General features: G+C 72.7%; 14 protein-coding genes. 11 read left to right on the forward strand and 3 right to left on the reverse strand.

Annotated elements, in window-relative coordinates; genetic code table 11:
• The first annotated feature begins 206 nt into the window (after positions 1–206).
• The 7 genes from A6048_RS02470 (at position 207) to A6048_RS02500 (ending at position 5,117) form a co-directional block, all read left to right on the forward strand.
• The gene (locus A6048_RS02470) at positions 207–1,322 is read left to right on the forward strand and encodes a CpaE-like family protein (RefSeq protein WP_244911045.1); all 1,116 of its coding nucleotides are present in this window, start codon (positions 207–209) and stop codon (positions 1,320–1,322) included.
• Positions 1,312–2,496 carry a TadA family conjugal transfer-associated ATPase gene (locus tag A6048_RS02475; RefSeq protein WP_107749366.1) on the forward strand — a complete coding sequence of 395 codons (1,185 nt, stop codon included), beginning with the start codon at positions 1,312–1,314 and terminating at the stop codon, positions 2,494–2,496. Before A6048_RS02470 ends, A6048_RS02475 begins: the two co-directional genes overlap by 11 nt.
• Entirely contained in the window at positions 2,496–3,383 is an 888-nt protein-coding gene (locus A6048_RS02480) for a type II secretion system F family protein (protein WP_107749367.1), read from the forward strand. Before A6048_RS02475 ends, A6048_RS02480 begins: the two co-directional genes overlap by 1 nt.
• Positions 3,380–4,048: a type II secretion system F family protein gene (locus tag A6048_RS02485; RefSeq protein WP_107749368.1), complete on the forward strand. Its 669-nt coding sequence runs from the start codon at positions 3,380–3,382 to the stop codon at positions 4,046–4,048. Before A6048_RS02480 ends, A6048_RS02485 begins: the two co-directional genes overlap by 4 nt.
• A gap of 66 nt (positions 4,049–4,114) precedes the next feature.
• On the forward strand, positions 4,115–4,366 hold the full coding sequence (locus A6048_RS02490; RefSeq protein ID WP_107749369.1) for a DUF4244 domain-containing protein: 252 nt from the start codon (positions 4,115–4,117) through the stop codon (positions 4,364–4,366).
• On the forward strand, positions 4,366–4,725 hold the full coding sequence (locus A6048_RS02495) for a TadE family type IV pilus minor pilin (protein WP_244911046.1): 360 nt from the start codon (positions 4,366–4,368) through the stop codon (positions 4,723–4,725). Before A6048_RS02490 ends, A6048_RS02495 begins: the two co-directional genes overlap by 1 nt.
• A 74-nt stretch (positions 4,726–4,799) precedes the next feature.
• Positions 4,800–5,117, forward strand: coding sequence for an Rv3654c family TadE-like protein (locus A6048_RS02500; RefSeq protein WP_162845759.1), 318 nt, complete (start codon positions 4,800–4,802; stop codon positions 5,115–5,117).
• Here A6048_RS02500 and A6048_RS02505 read toward each other — a convergent pair.
• Positions 5,112–7,448 carry a DEAD/DEAH box helicase gene (locus A6048_RS02505; protein WP_107749372.1) on the reverse strand — a complete coding sequence of 779 codons (2,337 nt, stop codon included), beginning with the start codon at positions 7,446–7,448 and terminating at the stop codon, positions 5,112–5,114. The two genes, A6048_RS02500 and A6048_RS02505, sit on opposite strands and share 6 nt — an antisense overlap.
• Positions 7,449–7,741: 293 nt before the next feature.
• Between A6048_RS02505 and A6048_RS02510 the strand changes: the two genes are divergently transcribed.
• The 3 genes from A6048_RS02510 (at position 7,742) to A6048_RS02520 (ending at position 9,611) form a co-directional block, all read left to right on the forward strand.
• Positions 7,742–7,945 carry a cold-shock protein gene (locus A6048_RS02510; RefSeq protein WP_107749373.1) on the forward strand — a complete coding sequence of 68 codons (204 nt, stop codon included), beginning with the start codon at positions 7,742–7,744 and terminating at the stop codon, positions 7,943–7,945.
• Between the two features lie 89 nt (positions 7,946–8,034).
• Positions 8,035–8,622 carry a hypothetical protein gene (locus tag A6048_RS02515; protein WP_211310057.1) on the forward strand — a complete coding sequence of 196 codons (588 nt, stop codon included), beginning with the start codon at positions 8,035–8,037 and terminating at the stop codon, positions 8,620–8,622.
• 191 nt (positions 8,623–8,813) lie between these two features.
• Positions 8,814–9,611 (forward strand): NRDE family protein, encoded by a 798-nt coding sequence (locus A6048_RS02520; RefSeq protein ID WP_244911047.1) that lies wholly within the window; start codon positions 8,814–8,816, stop codon positions 9,609–9,611.
• A 58-nt stretch (positions 9,612–9,669) separates the two neighbouring features.
• Here A6048_RS02520 and A6048_RS02525 read toward each other — a convergent pair whose 3' ends face one another.
• Both A6048_RS02525 and A6048_RS02530 read right to left on the reverse strand, forming a co-directional pair.
• Positions 9,670–10,740: a 2-oxoacid:ferredoxin oxidoreductase subunit beta gene (locus A6048_RS02525; protein WP_107749375.1), complete on the reverse strand. Its 1,071-nt coding sequence runs from the start codon at positions 10,738–10,740 to the stop codon at positions 9,670–9,672.
• 23 nt (positions 10,741–10,763) lie between these two features.
• The gene (locus tag A6048_RS02530) at positions 10,764–12,764 is read right to left on the reverse strand and encodes a 2-oxoacid:acceptor oxidoreductase subunit alpha (protein ID WP_107749376.1); all 2,001 of its coding nucleotides are present in this window, start codon (positions 12,762–12,764) and stop codon (positions 10,764–10,766) included.
• A gap of 412 nt (positions 12,765–13,176) precedes the next feature.
• On the opposite strand from A6048_RS02530, the gene A6048_RS02535 reads away from it, so the two are divergent.
• On the forward strand, positions 13,177–14,877 hold the full coding sequence (locus tag A6048_RS02535; RefSeq protein ID WP_146166401.1) for an alpha/beta fold hydrolase: 1,701 nt from the start codon (positions 13,177–13,179) through the stop codon (positions 14,875–14,877).
• The last annotated feature ends 268 nt before the right edge of the window (positions 14,878–15,145 follow it).

Below are 15,145 nucleotides of genomic sequence, written 5' to 3' on the forward strand. Positions count from 1 at the left end.
GCTCGAGAGAGCATCCCCCTATAGGTGCTCGGTTCGTCCCCCCACGGATCGAGACTTCGAGAAACCGCGGCGTCCCCCTGCCGCGGTTTCTCTCATTTCGGGCGGCGGGGGCAACCGTTGTCCACACCCCCGCTCTCTCCACAGTCGGTCCGCGAACGGTGCTCCGGGACGCGTCTGCCGACCGGTGGGTACGCGACGCTGAGCCCGTGACCCAGAGCCCTCGATCAGCGCACATCGCAGACCTCGACCGTGTCTCGGGCCGGGCTGTCTCCACCAGGAATGTCTCCGGCAGGACTGTGTCCGACGGGCGCACCGTCGGCACCGCCGTCGCCGTCGATGTGACCGACCCGGATCTCGACGCCGACGTCCGGGCCGTGCTCGCCGCATTGGCTCTGGACCCCGGCCCCCGCGACGGCGCCTCGGCGGACGTGGTGGTGACCGATCGTCCGGACCCCGGCGTGGGATCCGGCGGGGCGCGCGTGGTGCGGGTGGGTGCGGAGGGAGCCGGTGGCGACGACGACGAGGTGATCCGACTGCCGTCCGGCACCGCGGATCTCGTGGGGGCGCTCATGGCGCCGGTCGCCACTGGTCGAGGATCCCTGGTGGCCGTCGTGGGCGCGGTGGGCGGCTGCGGTGCCAGCACCCTGGCCGCCGCGATCGCGGTCCGCGCGGCCGATTCCGGTCGGGCCCTTCTCGTGGAGGCGGACCCTCTGGGGACCGGGATCGACCTCGTCCTGGGCATCGAGTCCGAGCCGGGCTTGAGGGTCGAGGACGTGCGCGCCGAGCTCGGCGGCCCCGACCCCGACGCCCTGTGGGGCGCGGCCCCCGCGGCGGATCCGGGGTGCAAGGTGCTGGCACGCGCCAGAGACCGCGAGGTGGGTGAGCCCGCCTCTGATGGCGCGTTGGGCGCCGCACTGGCCCATCGGTCGGCGGGTGGACTCGTGGTCTGCGATGCGGGCCGGTTCGCGGACGGCGACCCGGTCCTCGCCCGTGCGGACCTCGTCGTCGTGGTCACCAGGGCCGATCTCCAGGGCGCCGTCGCGGCCGGACGGCCGGGCGGCGACCTCCGCGGCGCGACGCTGGTGATCCGGACGCAGCGCGGCGACCCGCTCGACGCGGCGGACGTGGCCGACTCGGCGGGCATCCCCCGGTGGCATGTGCTCCCGGAGGTCCGGGCCGTGCGGCACCTGGCCGGGACCGGCGACCTCGGCCGTGCGCTCGGCCTCGGACGGGGTGGTCGGGGCGGTCGGGGAGGTCGGGTGCGACGACTCGGCGCCGTGGCCGACGCGCTCCTGGGCGAGGTGAGCACCGGTGAGTGGTGAGGGTGCCGGGCCGGCTGCGCTCCCCGCGGACCTCGTGGACCGGGTCCGAGCCCGGTTGGCCGGACTGGGGGTGGACCCGGAGCCGGACGAGGTGGTCCGCGCGGTCCGGGCCGAGTCCGACGTCCTGCACGGACACCTGGACCTGCTGCGGACCGCGCGCCTGGTGCGGGAGCACCTCGCCGGCGCGGGGCCGCTCGAGGCGCTGCTGGCGAGCCCGGGGGTCACCGACGTGGTGGTGGACGGGCCGGGGCCGGCGATGGTGGACCGCGGTCACGGTCTCGAGCAAACCGACGTGGTGGTGCACTCGGAGGGTGAGTTGCGGGCCCTCGCGGTGCGCCTGGCGGGGCGTGCCGGGCAACGGCTGGACGACGCCCGGCCCTGGGCGGACGGAGTGGTCCGGTCGCGGGACGGCATGGCGTGGCGGCTGCACGCGGTGCTGCCCCCGGTGGCGGTGGACGGGACCTGCCTGTCGCTGCGGGTCTCGCGGCCCGCGCAGGCCACCTTCGACAGGCTCGTGGAGTCCGGGACCGTACCTCCGCAGGCCGAACCGCTGCTCCGGGCGCTGGTCGCCGCCCGGATCGGATACCTGGTGGTCGGCGGGACCGGGTCCGGCAAGACCACTCTCCTCGCGGCGTTGCTCGGTCTGGTCCCGGCGGGCGAGCGGCTGCTGTGCGTCGAGGACTCCCCCGAGCTGCGGCCCGCCCACCCGCACGTCGTCCGCCTGGTGGTGCGGCACGGCAACGTCGAGGGCGCGGGCGGGGTGGCCATGTCCGACCTGGTCCGCCAGGCGTTGCGGATGCGACCGGACCGGATCGCGGTGGGCGAGGTCCGCGGCGGCGAGGTCGCGGACCTGCTCGCCGCTCTCAACACCGGACACGACGGCAGCGCCGGGACCGTCCACGCCAATTCCCCCACCGAACTCCCCGCCCGGTTGGAGGCGCTCGGGGCACTGGGCGGGCTCGATCGTGCGGCCCTGTCCGCGCAGGTCGCGGCGTCGCTGCGGGTGGTGGTGGGGATGCGTCGCCTCCCCGACGGGCGGCGGGGGGTCGATTCCATGGGCGTGGTCCGGCGAGAGGCGCAGGGGATCGTCGTGGACCCCGCCTGGCGCGCCGACGGGGGAGCGGTGCCCGGCAGACCGGCGTTCGACGTGCTGGTCGCGGGGGGTGGCGGGTGATGCTCGCGGCGGCGCTCCTGGCCGGGGCCCTGCTCGTCTGGCCGGACGGGGTGGCCCGGATGCGGCTCCGTCACCTGGGCCCCGTGCCGGACGCGGGCCTGCAGGGCCTGCGCGCGGTGGTGGGTCGGGCGCCGACGACTGTGCTGGTTCCCGCTGTCGCTGGGCTCGCCGGGCTGATGGTGGCCGGGCCCCTCCACGCCTGCGCCGCCGCCCTGCTCGGGGCCGTGGCGTCAGACCTGCGCAGGCGGGCGGGCGTGCGTGGGCGGAGGCTGGAGCGGCTCGGTTCCTGGGAGCGCGCTCTCGACGACACCTCCTCGGCGCTGCGTGCCGGAGCGGGACCGGAGGAGGCCCTGAGCCGGGCTGCGGAGGGCGCACGGTCCGGCGACCCCGAGGTCGCGGCGATCCTGACTGCAGCCGGTTCCCATGCCCGGTTGGGCGGGGACGTCGCAGCTGCGCTGTACGCGGTCGGCGCCCGGCAGACAGGTGGGAGTGCGGCGGGTGGGGGAGCGGCGGGAGCGGGCAGTGGAGGAGCGGAAGGTGGCCGGGGGGTCGATCGCGTGGCGGGCGAGCTCGCTGGCGCGTGGCTTCTGGCGACCCGTCACGGGGTGGTGCTGGCCGAGGTCGTGGACGGGCTCCGGGCGGACGTGGCCTCGCGCCGCGAGCGGGCGGTCCGCGTGGACGCCGCACTCGCCGGTCCCCGCGCCACCGCGGTGATCCTCACTGCACTGCCCGGGTTCGGCGTGCTGCTGGGTTCGGGTTTCGGCGCCGACCCTCTCGGGGTGCTGGTCGGTGGCCCGATTGGCGGCGTGTTGTGCCTGATCGGAGCCGGTTTCCTGGCGGCGGGTCTGTTGTGGACGGACCGGATCGTGGACCGGGCATCCAGATGAGTGCGGCTCTGCTGCTGGTCGCCGCCGCGGTGTGCGTGGCCCCGTGGCGGGGCGCCGCCACGGAGCGGTTGCGGGGACTCGCCCTCGCGTCCGCTTCCATCCCCTCTCCCTCTGCCTCTGCCTCTGCCCGGCGCACGGCCGGGCTGTCGCGGTCGCACCTGCTGTTACCGGTCCTCGAGTGGGTCCGGCGGCGGCGCGCGGGGCCCGCGGATACCGGGTCCCTGGCGCGGATGCTCGATCTGCTCGCGGTGGCGCTGCTCGCCGGGCTGCCCACCCATCTGGCGTTGGCCGCGGTCGGCGACGCGGTGGCTCCCACCGAGCCGGATCTGGCTGGGCCCCTCCACGCCGCGGCGGCCCGGGTCCGGCTCGGTGCGACTCCGGCGCAGGCGTGGCGTGAGGTGCCCGGGGCGGACCGGCTGGCCCCGGTCTCCTCGGTGCTCGCCCGTGCCACGGACGGGGGCGGATCCGTCCGCTCGGCGCTCGACCACGCGGCCCACCGCATGCGCTCGGACGCCGACGCCGCCGCGACCGCCCGCGCCGAGCGTGCCGCCGTGCTCGTGGCCGGCCCGCTGGGCCTGTGCTTCCTCCCGGCGTTCGTCTGCCTGGGAGTGCTCCCCGTCGTCGTGGGTCTGGCCGACGGGATGTTGCCGGGGGTCCTGCCGTGAGCCGGCGCCCCGCCCACCGATTCCGGGGCGGAGACGCCGCCCCGGTCACCATGAAGGAGAAGCACGATGAACATGCACCACAACTCCCGGATCGCCTCCACTACCCACAGTTCCCTTATCCACCGCGCCCGCGCCGCCCTGACTCGCCGATTCGCCACCATCGCCGGCCGCGACGCCGGGATGTCCACTGTGGAGTACGCGGTGGGGACAATCGCGGCCGCCGCCTTTGGGGCGGTGCTCTACACGGTCGTGAGCGGCGACTCGATACCTGACGCTCTCGGCGGGATCATCGAGCAGGCGCTCAACACCTCGGTGTGATGCCGACGCGTCGGTTCCGCGGGGCGGCCACCGGGGACGGCGGGTCGGTGACCGTCGAGGCGGCGCTGGGGATCGCCTCTCTCGTCGTGGTCCTGGCCGTGGCCGCCTCCGGAGCCGCCGCGGCGCTCACCCAGATCCGGGTCGTCGACGCCGCGCGGGAAGCCGCCAGGGTGGCGGCCATGTCCGGTGCGGGGGAGGGCGTCGCGGCCGGGCGGGCGGCGGCGCCGGGTGCCGACGTGTCGGTCGACAGTGGCGGCGGGAGCGTGACGGCGCAGGTCAGCGTGCCGGCCCGCGGCTTGCCCGGGGTTGTGCTGACGGGCCGTGCGGTGGCGCGGGCCGAACCGGGGGTGACCGGGTGAGGGGGCCGGGCCCGGGCCGCCGTGCCGGTGTGGGTCGACGCGGTGTGGGGCGGTTCGACGACGACGAGGGGTACATGAGCGTCGTGACCGCGTTCGCGGCGGCCGCCGTCCTTGCCCTCACCGTGGCGGTGCTGCTGGTGGGGCGGGCGGCGGTGGCCGCGCACTCCGCACGATCGGCGGCGGACCTGGCCGCCCTCGCCGGGGCGCACGCGCTGCGCACCGCCGAGAACCCGTGCTCTGTAGCGGCCGGGGTGGCCACCGCCAACCGGGCAGTCGTGGCCGGGTGCACGGTCGACGGCCACGACGTGGTGATCCGGGCCGAGGTCCGGATCGAGCTCGGGATCCTGGGAGCGCGGGCGGCGTCGGCGGTGGCCCGCGCTGGGCCGCTATGAGTCGACGGCCTCCGAGAGCTGCCCCACGACCTCGGTCAACAGCGCGATCGCGCCCGGCTTGGAGAGCGGGTCGTTGCCGTTCCCGCACTTGGGGGACTGGATGCACGAGGGACACCCGGTCTCGCACTCGCACGAGCGGATGGCGTCGAGCGTCGCCCGGAGCCACGAAGTCGCGCGCCGGTACCCGCGTTCGGCGAAGCCCGCGCCGCCCGCGTAGCCGTCGTAGACGAACACCGTGGGCAGTCCGGTGTCGGGGTGGAGGGCGGTCGACACGCCGCCGATGTCCCAGCGGTCGCAGGTCGCGACCAGCGGCAGCAGGCCGATGGCCGCGTGCTCGGCGGCGTGCAGCGCGCCCGGCCAGTCGGCCTCCTCCAGGCCGGCGACGCGCAGCAGCTGCGGGGTCAGGGTGTACACGACCGCCCGGGTGGCGAGGATGGTTTCGGGCAGGTCCAGCGGCGTCACGTCGAGGATCTCCCCGCCGCGCAGGCGCCGCTGGTACCCGGTCACGCGGGCGGTCACCTCGACGTCGGCCAGGGACAGGGTCACCGGCCCGGCGGAGACGGACTCCAGGGTCTCGATCAGGTCGATCGACACCTGCTCCCGGGCCGAGGTGGTCCATTCCGGTTCCTCCGGGCGACACAGGGCGAGCCCGTCGTCCAGGTCCAGCTCGTCCACCACGAAGGACTCCCCTTGATGCAGGTAGAGCGCCCCCGGGTGGACCTGCGACCGGGCCCGGACCGAGTCGATGGTGCCGAGCATCCGGCCGTCGACGGCGTCGACGATCACCACCTCGGCCCCGCCGGTCCCGCGGATGTCGACCTCCGTGTGCGGGGTGTGGTCGTCCGCCGCCGGGTACCACCCCACGGGCCGGCGCCGGACCAGGCCCCGCGCGGCCATCTCCTCCAGGACCTCGGTGGCGCCCCACGCCCGGGCCTCCTCGTGCGACATGGGCCGTTCGCTGACCGCGCACCGCAGCTGCCCGGCCAGCAGGACCGGGTTGCGGGGGTCGGTCACCGTGGCCTCGACCGGTTTGCCCAGCAGCGCCTCGGGATGGTGGACGAGATAGGTGTCGAGGGGGTCGTCGCGCGCCACCAGGACCACCAGCGCGCCCTGTCCCCGTCGACCGGCCCGCCCCGCCTGCTGCCAGAACGAGGCGATGGTCCCCGGGAATCCCGCACTGACTACGGCGTCCAGTCCGGAGATGTCCACACCCAGTTCGAGCGCGGAGGTCGAGGCCACACCCACCAGGTCCCCCTCGGCCAACCCGCGCTCGAGTCGTCGTCGGTCCTCGGCCAGATACCCGGCGCGGTACGCGGCGATCCGCCCGGCCAACTCCCGGCCCCGCTCACCGTGGTCGGAGATCAGCCGCTCGCGCGCCCGCAGCGCGGTGGACTCGGCGCCCGCACGCGAGCGCACGAAGGTCAGCGTCCGGGCGCCCTCGGCCACCAACCCGGCCATCAGGGTGGACGCCTCGACGGGCGCCGGCCGCCGCACGGGGGCCCCGTTCTCCCCGGAGAGCCCCTCCATGAGCGGCGGTTCCCACAGCGCGACGGTCCGGCCCCCCTGGGGCGAGGCGTCGTCGGTGACCTCCACGCACTGGCGGCCGACGAGGGTGCTGGCGGCCATACCGGCGTCCGAGGTGGTGGCGGAGGCCAGGACGAACGTCGGTTCGGCGCCCAGGGCCCGGGCGAGCCGGTCGAGCCGACGCAGAATCAGGGCGACGTTGGAGCCGAACACGCCGCGGTAGGAGTGACACTCGTCGACGACGACGTAGCGGAGCCCCCGCAGGATGCGGGTCCACTGGCGGGACCGGCCGAGCACCGACAAATGGAGCATGTCCGGGTTGGTGACGATCCATCGCGAGTTCTCCCGGATCCACGGCCGGGCGTCGGTGGGGGTGTCGCCGTCATAGGACGCGGGGGCCACATGCGCCAACCCGGGCACGGAGTCCACCAGCGACACCACCGACGACAACTGGTCCTGGCCCAGCGCCTTGGTGGGGGACAGGTACAACACGCAGGCCCCCCGGTCCGCGGCGAGGGTGCTGAGCGCGGGCAGTTGGTAGCCGAGGGACTTGCCGGACGCCGTGCCGGTGGCCACCACCACGTTCCGTCCCGCGTGCGCGTGCTCGGCCGTGGCCACCTGGTGGGCCCAGGGCCTGGCGACACCTCGTCCGCGCAGTTCGTCGACCAATCCCGGGTGTGCCCAGGTCGGCCAGTCGGCGTACCGGGCCTCGCGGGCGGGCAACTCCGCTGTGTGGGTGACGGGGGACGGCCCGGCCGGGAGCTGCTCGAGCAGGTGGCCCAGGAGTTCGCGTCCGTACGTCGTCACCCCTCGACCGTAGAGGGCAACCCGCCCGGACGATCACCCGAGCACGGTGTGGAGTCACCGTGGGGGAGGATCGGAACACCGGCAACAACCTCCGGGCTCGCGTCCGGGCGGGAGAGGGATCCCCGGCGGGACGGACAGCCCTGCGGAGATCGGTTCACCTGGCGCGGGTCTCGTGGTCTACTTGACGCGGTCGTCGACGCCGCCCGCGGGCTCCCCGCGGACGGAAGGGCGACCCGATTCGCGTGGCCATCCCGTGGGTCGCACCAGGCAGTACGGAAAAGGAACACAACAACATGGCACAGGGCACCGTCAAGTGGTTCAACGCGGAGAAGGGCTACGGGTTCATCGCCCCCGAGGACGGCTCCGCCGATCTCTTCGTCCACTACTCCTCCATCGAGGGCAGCGGTTTCAAGTCGCTCGAGGAGAACCAGCGCGTCGAGTTCGAGCTCGGCGAGGGGCAGAAGGGCCCGCAGGCCCAGGAGGTCCGCGCCATCTGAGGCGCGACGGTCAGTGATCGACGAGGCCCCCGCCGCGCGAGCGTCGGGGGCCTCGTCGTGTGTCCGAGGGCGGCCGTAGGCTCGGCCCCGTGACGCAGCTGTCGTTCTTCGCCGCCGACGAGCACGTCCCCGAGCCGACCGACCTCGAGGGCGCCCTCGCCGCCCGCGGCCAGTCCACCCTCACGGGGGCCCTCGCGCAGGTGTCCGTGGTGCTCGATGCCGCCTGGCGCGCGGACGCCCTCGTCACGCTGCTCTCCGAGGCCGGACTCGACCCCGTCCGCTCCGCGGCCGGCCCGGACGGCCGGTGCACGGTGTCCACCGCGCGGACCTCGGTTCTCGTCCCCGTGGTGCGGCGCTGGCGGCGCGGCGCCGTGACCGCCGTGCCGGACGGGTGGACCCCGTCGGCGGGGGCGCTGCGGGTCTGGTTTGTCACCGCCGGCCGGATCTCGGCGAGCGGGGCGGTCGATCTGGGGATCGACGCCGGCGTCGAGCAGCACGCGCCACGACGGGTGGCACTCGGTGAGGCGCTGGGCAGGGCCGGGATCCGTACCACCTATGTCGGCCCGCGGGGTGACGGGCCACTGCTGCGGCTGGGTACTGCTCGCGCCCGCTCACGGTTGGCGCAGACCCTCGGCGCGGCGCCCCCCGGGGTGCCGTCGGCACTCTGGCCTGGCTGAGCGGCCGGGCTGAGCGGCCGGGCTGAGCGGCCGGGCTGAGCGGCCGGGCTGAGCGGCCGGGCTGAGCGGACGCACCGGGTGCCGGGCTGAGCGCCTGGGTCGAGTGCCCGGGTCGAGTGCAAGGGCCGAGTCGGGGGCCGCGAGTCCCCACCCACGAGGCCCTGTGTTGCGCCTGGTCATCCGGTGCGGAAGTGTTCGATCCCATGTGCATGCTCGTCGTCGCCCGCCGGGTCCACCCCCGTTACCCGCTGGTGCTGGTGGCCAACCGGGACGAGGTCCACGCCCGCCCCACCGAACCGCTGCACGAATGGACGATCGACAGCGAGGGAGTCGGGGGCATCGTCGCAGGCCGCGACGTCACGGCCGGCGGGACGTGGCTCTCGCTTGCCTCCGGAGCACGCCTGGCCGCGGTCACCAACGTCCGCGAGGGCGGCCCGGTGCTCCCGGCGACCGCGTCCCGCGGGGAGTTGCCGATCGATGCACTCACCGGACCTGTCCCCGTGACGGGGTTCGCAGGTCACGTCGTCGACGATCTCGACCGGTACGGGCCGGTCAACCTCCTGGCCGGCGACCTCGACGAGATGTGGTGGGCGTCCAATCGCTCCAGTCGGGGGCCGATACGGCTGGGCGCCGGGGTCCACGGTCTGTCCAACGCGGCGCTGGACACCCCGTGGCCCAAGGTCGTCGGCGCGGTCGGGCAGGTGCGAGCCCTGATGGGCACCGAGGCGATCTCCGGTCCGGGCTGGTCGGGCCCTCTACTCGACCTGCTCGCCGACCGTCGTAAGGCTCCGCTGCGGCACCTGCCGCGTACGGGGGTCCCGCTCTGGCACGAGTGGCGCCTGTCGTCGCGTTTCGTCCGGATCGGCCGGTGGTACGGGACCCGGTCGACGACGGCGGTGCGGATCGACGAGCACGGTACGGCCGACGTGGTGGAGCGCACCTGGGACGCCCGTGGACGCATCGCGGGGACGGCCACCGCACGGATCTGAGTAACTCGCAGATCCGAGCGGCGACCGCCCCCGGGGACGGCCTCGCGTGTGTGGCCCTCTAGCCGACGGTCCAGGTGTTGCTGCCGTTGAGCAGCGACTGCAGATCCGACGGTGCGGTCTCCTTGGCGGCGGCGACCTGGGCGCGAGCCTGGTCGTCGTAGGTTTCCCGCCGGACCTGCCGGATGATGCCGGTGACGGTGTACTCGAGGTCCTGGCTGGACAGGTTGGCCAGCGCGTGCGCGTAGGAGGGGTCCTCGGCATGGGCGTCGTGGACGATGATGTCGGCCTCGTCGACCTCGGCGGTCGCGGCGACCCTGAGCGAGAATCCGGAGCGGATCACGCAGTGCTGGCCGTCGTCGCCGAAGATGATCTTCTCGCCGTGGCGCACCGGGATGAGGTGGTCGCCGGCGTCCTCCTTGCGCAGCAGGTCGAACGAGCCGTCGTTGAAGATCGGGCAGTCCTGGAGGATCTCCACGAAGCTGGTGCCGCGGTGGCGGGCGGCGGCCTCGAGGACCTCGGTCAGTCCCTTGCGGTCCGAATCCAGGGCGCGGGCGACGAAGCTCGCCTGGGCGCCGAGCACCAGCGACAGCGGGTTGAACGGGTGGTCCAACGAACCCATGGGGCTGGACTTGGTGACCTTGCCCGGCTCCGAGGTGGGCGAGTACTGGCCCTTGGTCAACCCGTAGATCCGGTTGTTGAACATCAGGATGTTCAGGTTGACGTTGCGGCGCAGGGTGTGGATGAGGTGGTTGCCGCCGATCGACATGGCGTCGCCGTCACCGGTGACCACCCACACCGACTGGTCGGGGCGGGCGGTCGCCAGACCGGTGGCGATGGCCGGGGCTCGGCCGTGGATCGAGTGCATCCCGTAGGTCTCGAGGTAGTACGGGAAGCGGCTCGAGCAGCCGATCCCGGAGATGAAGGTGATGTTCTCCCGCTTGAGACCGAGCTTGGGCAGTAGGGCGCGGATGGTGGCCAGGATGACGTAGTCACCGCAACCGGGGCACCAGCGCACCTCCTGGTCGGAGGTGTAGTCCTTGGGCTTCTGTGGCGCATCGCTCTTGGGTACGGAGGCCAACGCGTCCAGCGGCAGCGGGCTGCCGACGAGTCCGGGTTCGGTGGTGGTCATGGGAATCCTCTCCTCGCTCGTGGTCAGCGGGTTCGGTTGGCGGTGGTGGTACCGGTGGCGGTGTGGCCGATCCGCCGGTTGCGCGCAGCGGGCTCGCCGGTGGTGGTGATGACCCCGTCGAGCGCCAGGCGGTACTTGTCGTGCTCGGTATGCGTGAGTCGGCCGGCGAACTCGGCCTCGATGGCGGTCTGCAGCTCCTCCGCCGAGAACGCCATGCCGTGAACCTTGGTGATGGGCTGGATCTGTGCCGGGAAGCGGGCCTTGAGCAGCATGGCGAGCTGCCCCAGGTTCATCTCCGGAACGAGTACCCGGTTGTACTTGGCGAGCACCTCACCGATGTTGTCCGGGAGCGGGTTGAGGTGACGGACGTGGGCGCGGGCCACGCGGTGGCCGTTGGCGCGGGCGCGGCGGACGGCCTCACCGATGGGGCCGTAGGAGGATCCCCAGCCCACCACCAGGACGTCGGCTTCGCCGGACGGGTCGTCGACCTCGAGGTCGGGCACGTCGATGAGCGCGATCCGCAGGGCCCTGGTCCGGGTCATGAGGTCGTGGTTCTCCGCCGTGTACGAGATGTTGCCCGTGCCGTTGGCCTTCTCGAGGCCGCCGATACGGTGTTCGAGTCCGGGCTCGCCCGGGACTGCCCAGTCGCGCGCGAGTGTCTCCGGGTCGCGGGCGTAGGGCAGGTACTCCCCGGCTGCCTCGGTCTCGCCGTCGGCGCCGGCGGCGGGCGCCGTGGCGAGGTTCTTCTCGATCGGCGGCAGATCGGCGACGTCGGGCAGCAGCCACGGCTCGGAACCGTTCGCGATCGCGCCGTCGGACAGCACGATGACCGGGGTGCGGTAGGTGACCGCGATCCGGGCCGCCTCGCGGGCGATCTCGAAGCAGTCCGAGGGTGACTGAGGAGCGATCACCGCGACGGGAGACTCACCGTTGCGGCCGAACAGCGCCTGCAGCAGGTCCGACTGCTCGGTCTTGGTGGGCAGGCCGGTCGAGGGGCCGCCCCGCTGGACATCGATGATCACCAGCGGCAGCTCGGTCATCACGGCCAGGCCGATGGCCTCGGACTTCAGTGCGAGACCGGGTCCGGACGTCGAGGTGACGCCCAGCGCCCCGCCGTAGGAGGCACCGAGGGCGGCGCCGATGCCGGCGATCTCGTCCTCCGCCTGGAAGGTGGTCACGTCGAACTGCTTGAGCTTGCTCAGCTCGTGCAGGATGTCCGAGGCGGGCGTGATGGGGTAGGTGCCCAGGAAGACGGGCATGTCAGCCGACTTGCCGGCGGTGACCAGGCCGTAGGCCATCGCCGTGTTGCCGGTGATCTGGCGGTAGCGCCCCTGCGGCAGCTGGGCCGGCATGATCTCGTACTCGGAGGCGAAGGCCTCGGTGGTCTCGCCGTAGTTCCAGCCCGCGTGCAGGGCCAGGACGTTGGCCGCGAGGATGGCGGGCTTCTTGCCGAACTTGCTGCCCAGGAACTTCTCGATCGAGTCGACCGTGCGGCCGTACATCCAGGTGAGCAGTCCCAGCGCGAACATGTTCTTGCAGCGCTCGGCGTCCTTCTTGCCGATGTCCACGGACTCGACCGCGCCTATGGTCAGAGTGCCCATGGCCACCTCGTGCACCTGGAACGCCTCGAACGCCGGGGAGCCGAGAGGGTTGGACTCGTAGCCCACCTTGGTGAGATTGCGTTTGGTGAACTCGTCCGAGTTGACGATGAGGATGCCGCCGGAGGGCAGGTCGTCGATGTTGGCCTTGAGCGCGGCCGGGTTCATCGCCACCAGCACGTCGGGGCGGTCCCCGGCGGTGAGGATGTCGTAGTCCGCGATCTGGATCTGGAAGCTCGACACCCCGTGGATCGTGCCCTGTGGGGCCCGGATCTCCGCGGGGTAGTTGGGCTGGGTCGCCAGGTCGTTACCGAAGGCCGCGGCCTCCGAGGTGAACTGGTCACCGGCGAGCTGCATGCCGTCGCCGGAGTCGCCCGCGATGCGGATGACCACCTTGTCCAGCTTGGTCTTGGACACATTGCCCACCGCTGCTGACCTCCGTTGCGTCTTAGATGATCGGGGCTTGTCGTGACTCCCGTACGGCCACCGACGGTACGCCGGTTCCGGCGCAGCCCCGTGGCCACGACCGAGTTGAAAAACGGTAACACGTTCCAGTTCGGCGTAGTGGCCTCTCGTCTCTACGGTAGACCGATCTGTCTAACTGTGCCAATCCGCTGCGCCGGTTGCGCATTTTTCGGCGGATGACCGGCCAAGATGAGAAAGTCATGATCGTGACGGATTCTCCTGGGCTGTTCCCCTGGACAGCGACGGCCGTCGCTCCGGCGCCCCTCGTACCGACCTCGGGCGTGACGTCCCCCCGGAGCGGGGCGGCCGGCGGCACCCCCATCCCGAGCATCCCCTCCATCCGCCGCGAAGAATCCGCAGGAAGAAGAAATCCGTGATCAAGGCTCGCCTCTGTCGCCCGCCAGCAGTGCTGGTCGTGGCTGCCGCGCTCGTCCTGGGCCTGACGCCCACAGCGGCCACGGCCCCTCTGGGTACAGCGATCGCCGGTGTCGACACGGTCGCCTGGACCCCCTGTCCCGCTGACTCGGCGGTCGACGAGATGTTTGGTCTGCCCCGTGCGGACGTGCTCTGCTCATCGGTCTCGGTACCGGTCGATCACGACGTCGCGGACGGCCGCCGCGTCGACGTGGAGGTGCGCAGGATCACCGCCACAGGGGACCGTGCGGGAGCGGTGTTCGGGAATCCCGGTGGTCCGGGCGCCGACGCACGGCAACTCTGGTACAGCGCGCTCAACGGGGAGTACGACGACGCGATCGATGAGGTCCGACGCGATCACGACCTGGTGATCGTCCAACCCCGCGGGTTGGAGGGTGCGGGAGCGCTCGAGTGCTCCGGTGGCGGCGAGACCGTGGGGACCGACCACCTCGCACGGGCGAAGAGGTGCATGGACAGCGATCCGGAATTCGTCTCGTCGTTCACCACCGAGAACATCGTCCGCGATCACGAGGTGGTCCGCGAGGCGATGGGACTCGAGCGGATCTCGTTCCTGGGGTACTCCTACGGCACCGCGCTCGGGATGATGTACCAGACACTGTTCCCGGACAGGATCGAGCGGATGGTCCTGGACTCGGCGGTCGGGCCCACCGACTACTGGTGGTACGAGATCGACCGCCAGCAGGCGGTGACCCGCCACCAGGCCCGTGACTACGTCATGCAGTGGATCGCCGATCACGACTCCACCTATGAACTGGGCGACACCCCGCTGAAGGTCTACAACAACATCCGCGCACTGGACCGCCAGGACGGCAGTGGGGCGTCACGGTTCCTGCCGCCGCCCGCGCAACCGGGGGACGGCGTCCCGGGCTCCCTGGCCACCGGATCCCTCGGCACGGGTTCGGTGGACGGGCTCGCCACCGGGTCGGTCCGACTGGACAACGCCGCCCTCGCCTCGACCGGAGAACTCGACCGCGAGATAGAGGACTCGGTCCGGTTCTTCGCCCTGCTGGACGCGGTCGTGGGGTCACCCAGGCGCTGGTCGGACGTCGCCTGGCTGATTTCGGCCGGGGCGAACGGATGGCTCGAGGGAGAAGTCGACGGGGACGACCTGGAGGAGAAGGTCGAGGAGCAGCTGGCGATGCAGTCCGAGGTCCCGGAGCTGACCTCGGACATGGAGACGTACCTGACGATCCTCCAGTGCAACGAGACCGCTCCGCCGGTGCGTAATCCGCTGGCCCCGGCGCTGCTGGGCAGCAGCGACGCCGTCGGCAGCACGGTCGAGGACGTGAAGAACCTGGAGCATCAGACGGCGTTCTGTCCCTTCCCGCCGTCGACGGTCCCGCCGCGCATCGTGGCCAACCCCATGGTCGCCGCCCCGCTGGTCCTCCAGGCGGACCACGACACCCAGACGCCCGGGATGTTCGGGCCGGCGACCGCCGCGGCGACCGGCGGGACCCTGGTCCGGATCCGCGGGACGGTGCACTGCCACTTCGACACCGGCAACCCGGCGGTCGACGAGGTGGTCCTGAACTACCTGCGCACGGGTGAGGTGGCCCAGGGGCAGTACCTGGACACCCCCCGGCCGGCGCCCGGCCCGGTGCCGAGTGACGACGAGGACGGAGCCGGAGACGGCCGATGACGCCACACGATCAGTCCGGCGCGATGTCCGGCAACCCCGGCGGGCCGGGCGACCGTGTCCGTAGCCCCGTGGGAGGGTGCGGAGGGAGGGTCGGTGCCCGACACGACGGGCAGTGTCCGCGCGGAGAGGCCTCCGAGGGGCGGCACTGGCCAGCCGGTTCGGGGGCCCCTCCCCGGTAGAGCGCGACTCTCGGGGAGCGCCCGTGGCCTGGTATGAATTCTCATAGACAGGCCCCGGCACGCGTACCGTATCCGGGACCGGAGGTCGG

Origin of the sequence: Dietzia psychralcaliphila (assembly GCF_003096095.1) — a bacterium.
Classification (GTDB): domain Bacteria; phylum Actinomycetota; class Actinomycetes; order Mycobacteriales; family Mycobacteriaceae; genus Dietzia; species Dietzia psychralcaliphila.

What these genes read in the sequence shown, in the direction of transcription:
- A6048_RS02490 (WP_107749369.1), top strand. Translation starts at nt 4,115, where the DNA reads ATGAACATGCACCACAACTCCCGGATCGCCTCCACTACCCACAGTTCC.
- A6048_RS02480 (WP_107749367.1), top strand. Translation starts at nt 2,496, where the DNA reads ATGCTCGCGGCGGCGCTCCTGGCCGGGGCCCTGCTCGTCTGGCCGGAC.
- A6048_RS02500 (WP_162845759.1), top strand. Translation starts at nt 4,800, where the DNA reads ATGAGCGTCGTGACCGCGTTCGCGGCGGCCGCCGTCCTTGCCCTCACC.
- A6048_RS02510 (WP_107749373.1), top strand. Translation starts at nt 7,742, where the DNA reads ATGGCACAGGGCACCGTCAAGTGGTTCAACGCGGAGAAGGGCTACGGG.
- A6048_RS02525 (WP_107749375.1), bottom strand. Translation starts at nt 10,740, where the DNA reads ATGACCACCACCGAACCCGGACTCGTCGGCAGCCCGCTGCCGCTGGAC.
- A6048_RS02495 (WP_244911046.1), top strand. Translation starts at nt 4,366, where the DNA reads ATGCCGACGCGTCGGTTCCGCGGGGCGGCCACCGGGGACGGCGGGTCG.
- A6048_RS02485 (WP_107749368.1), top strand. Translation starts at nt 3,380, where the DNA reads ATGAGTGCGGCTCTGCTGCTGGTCGCCGCCGCGGTGTGCGTGGCCCCG.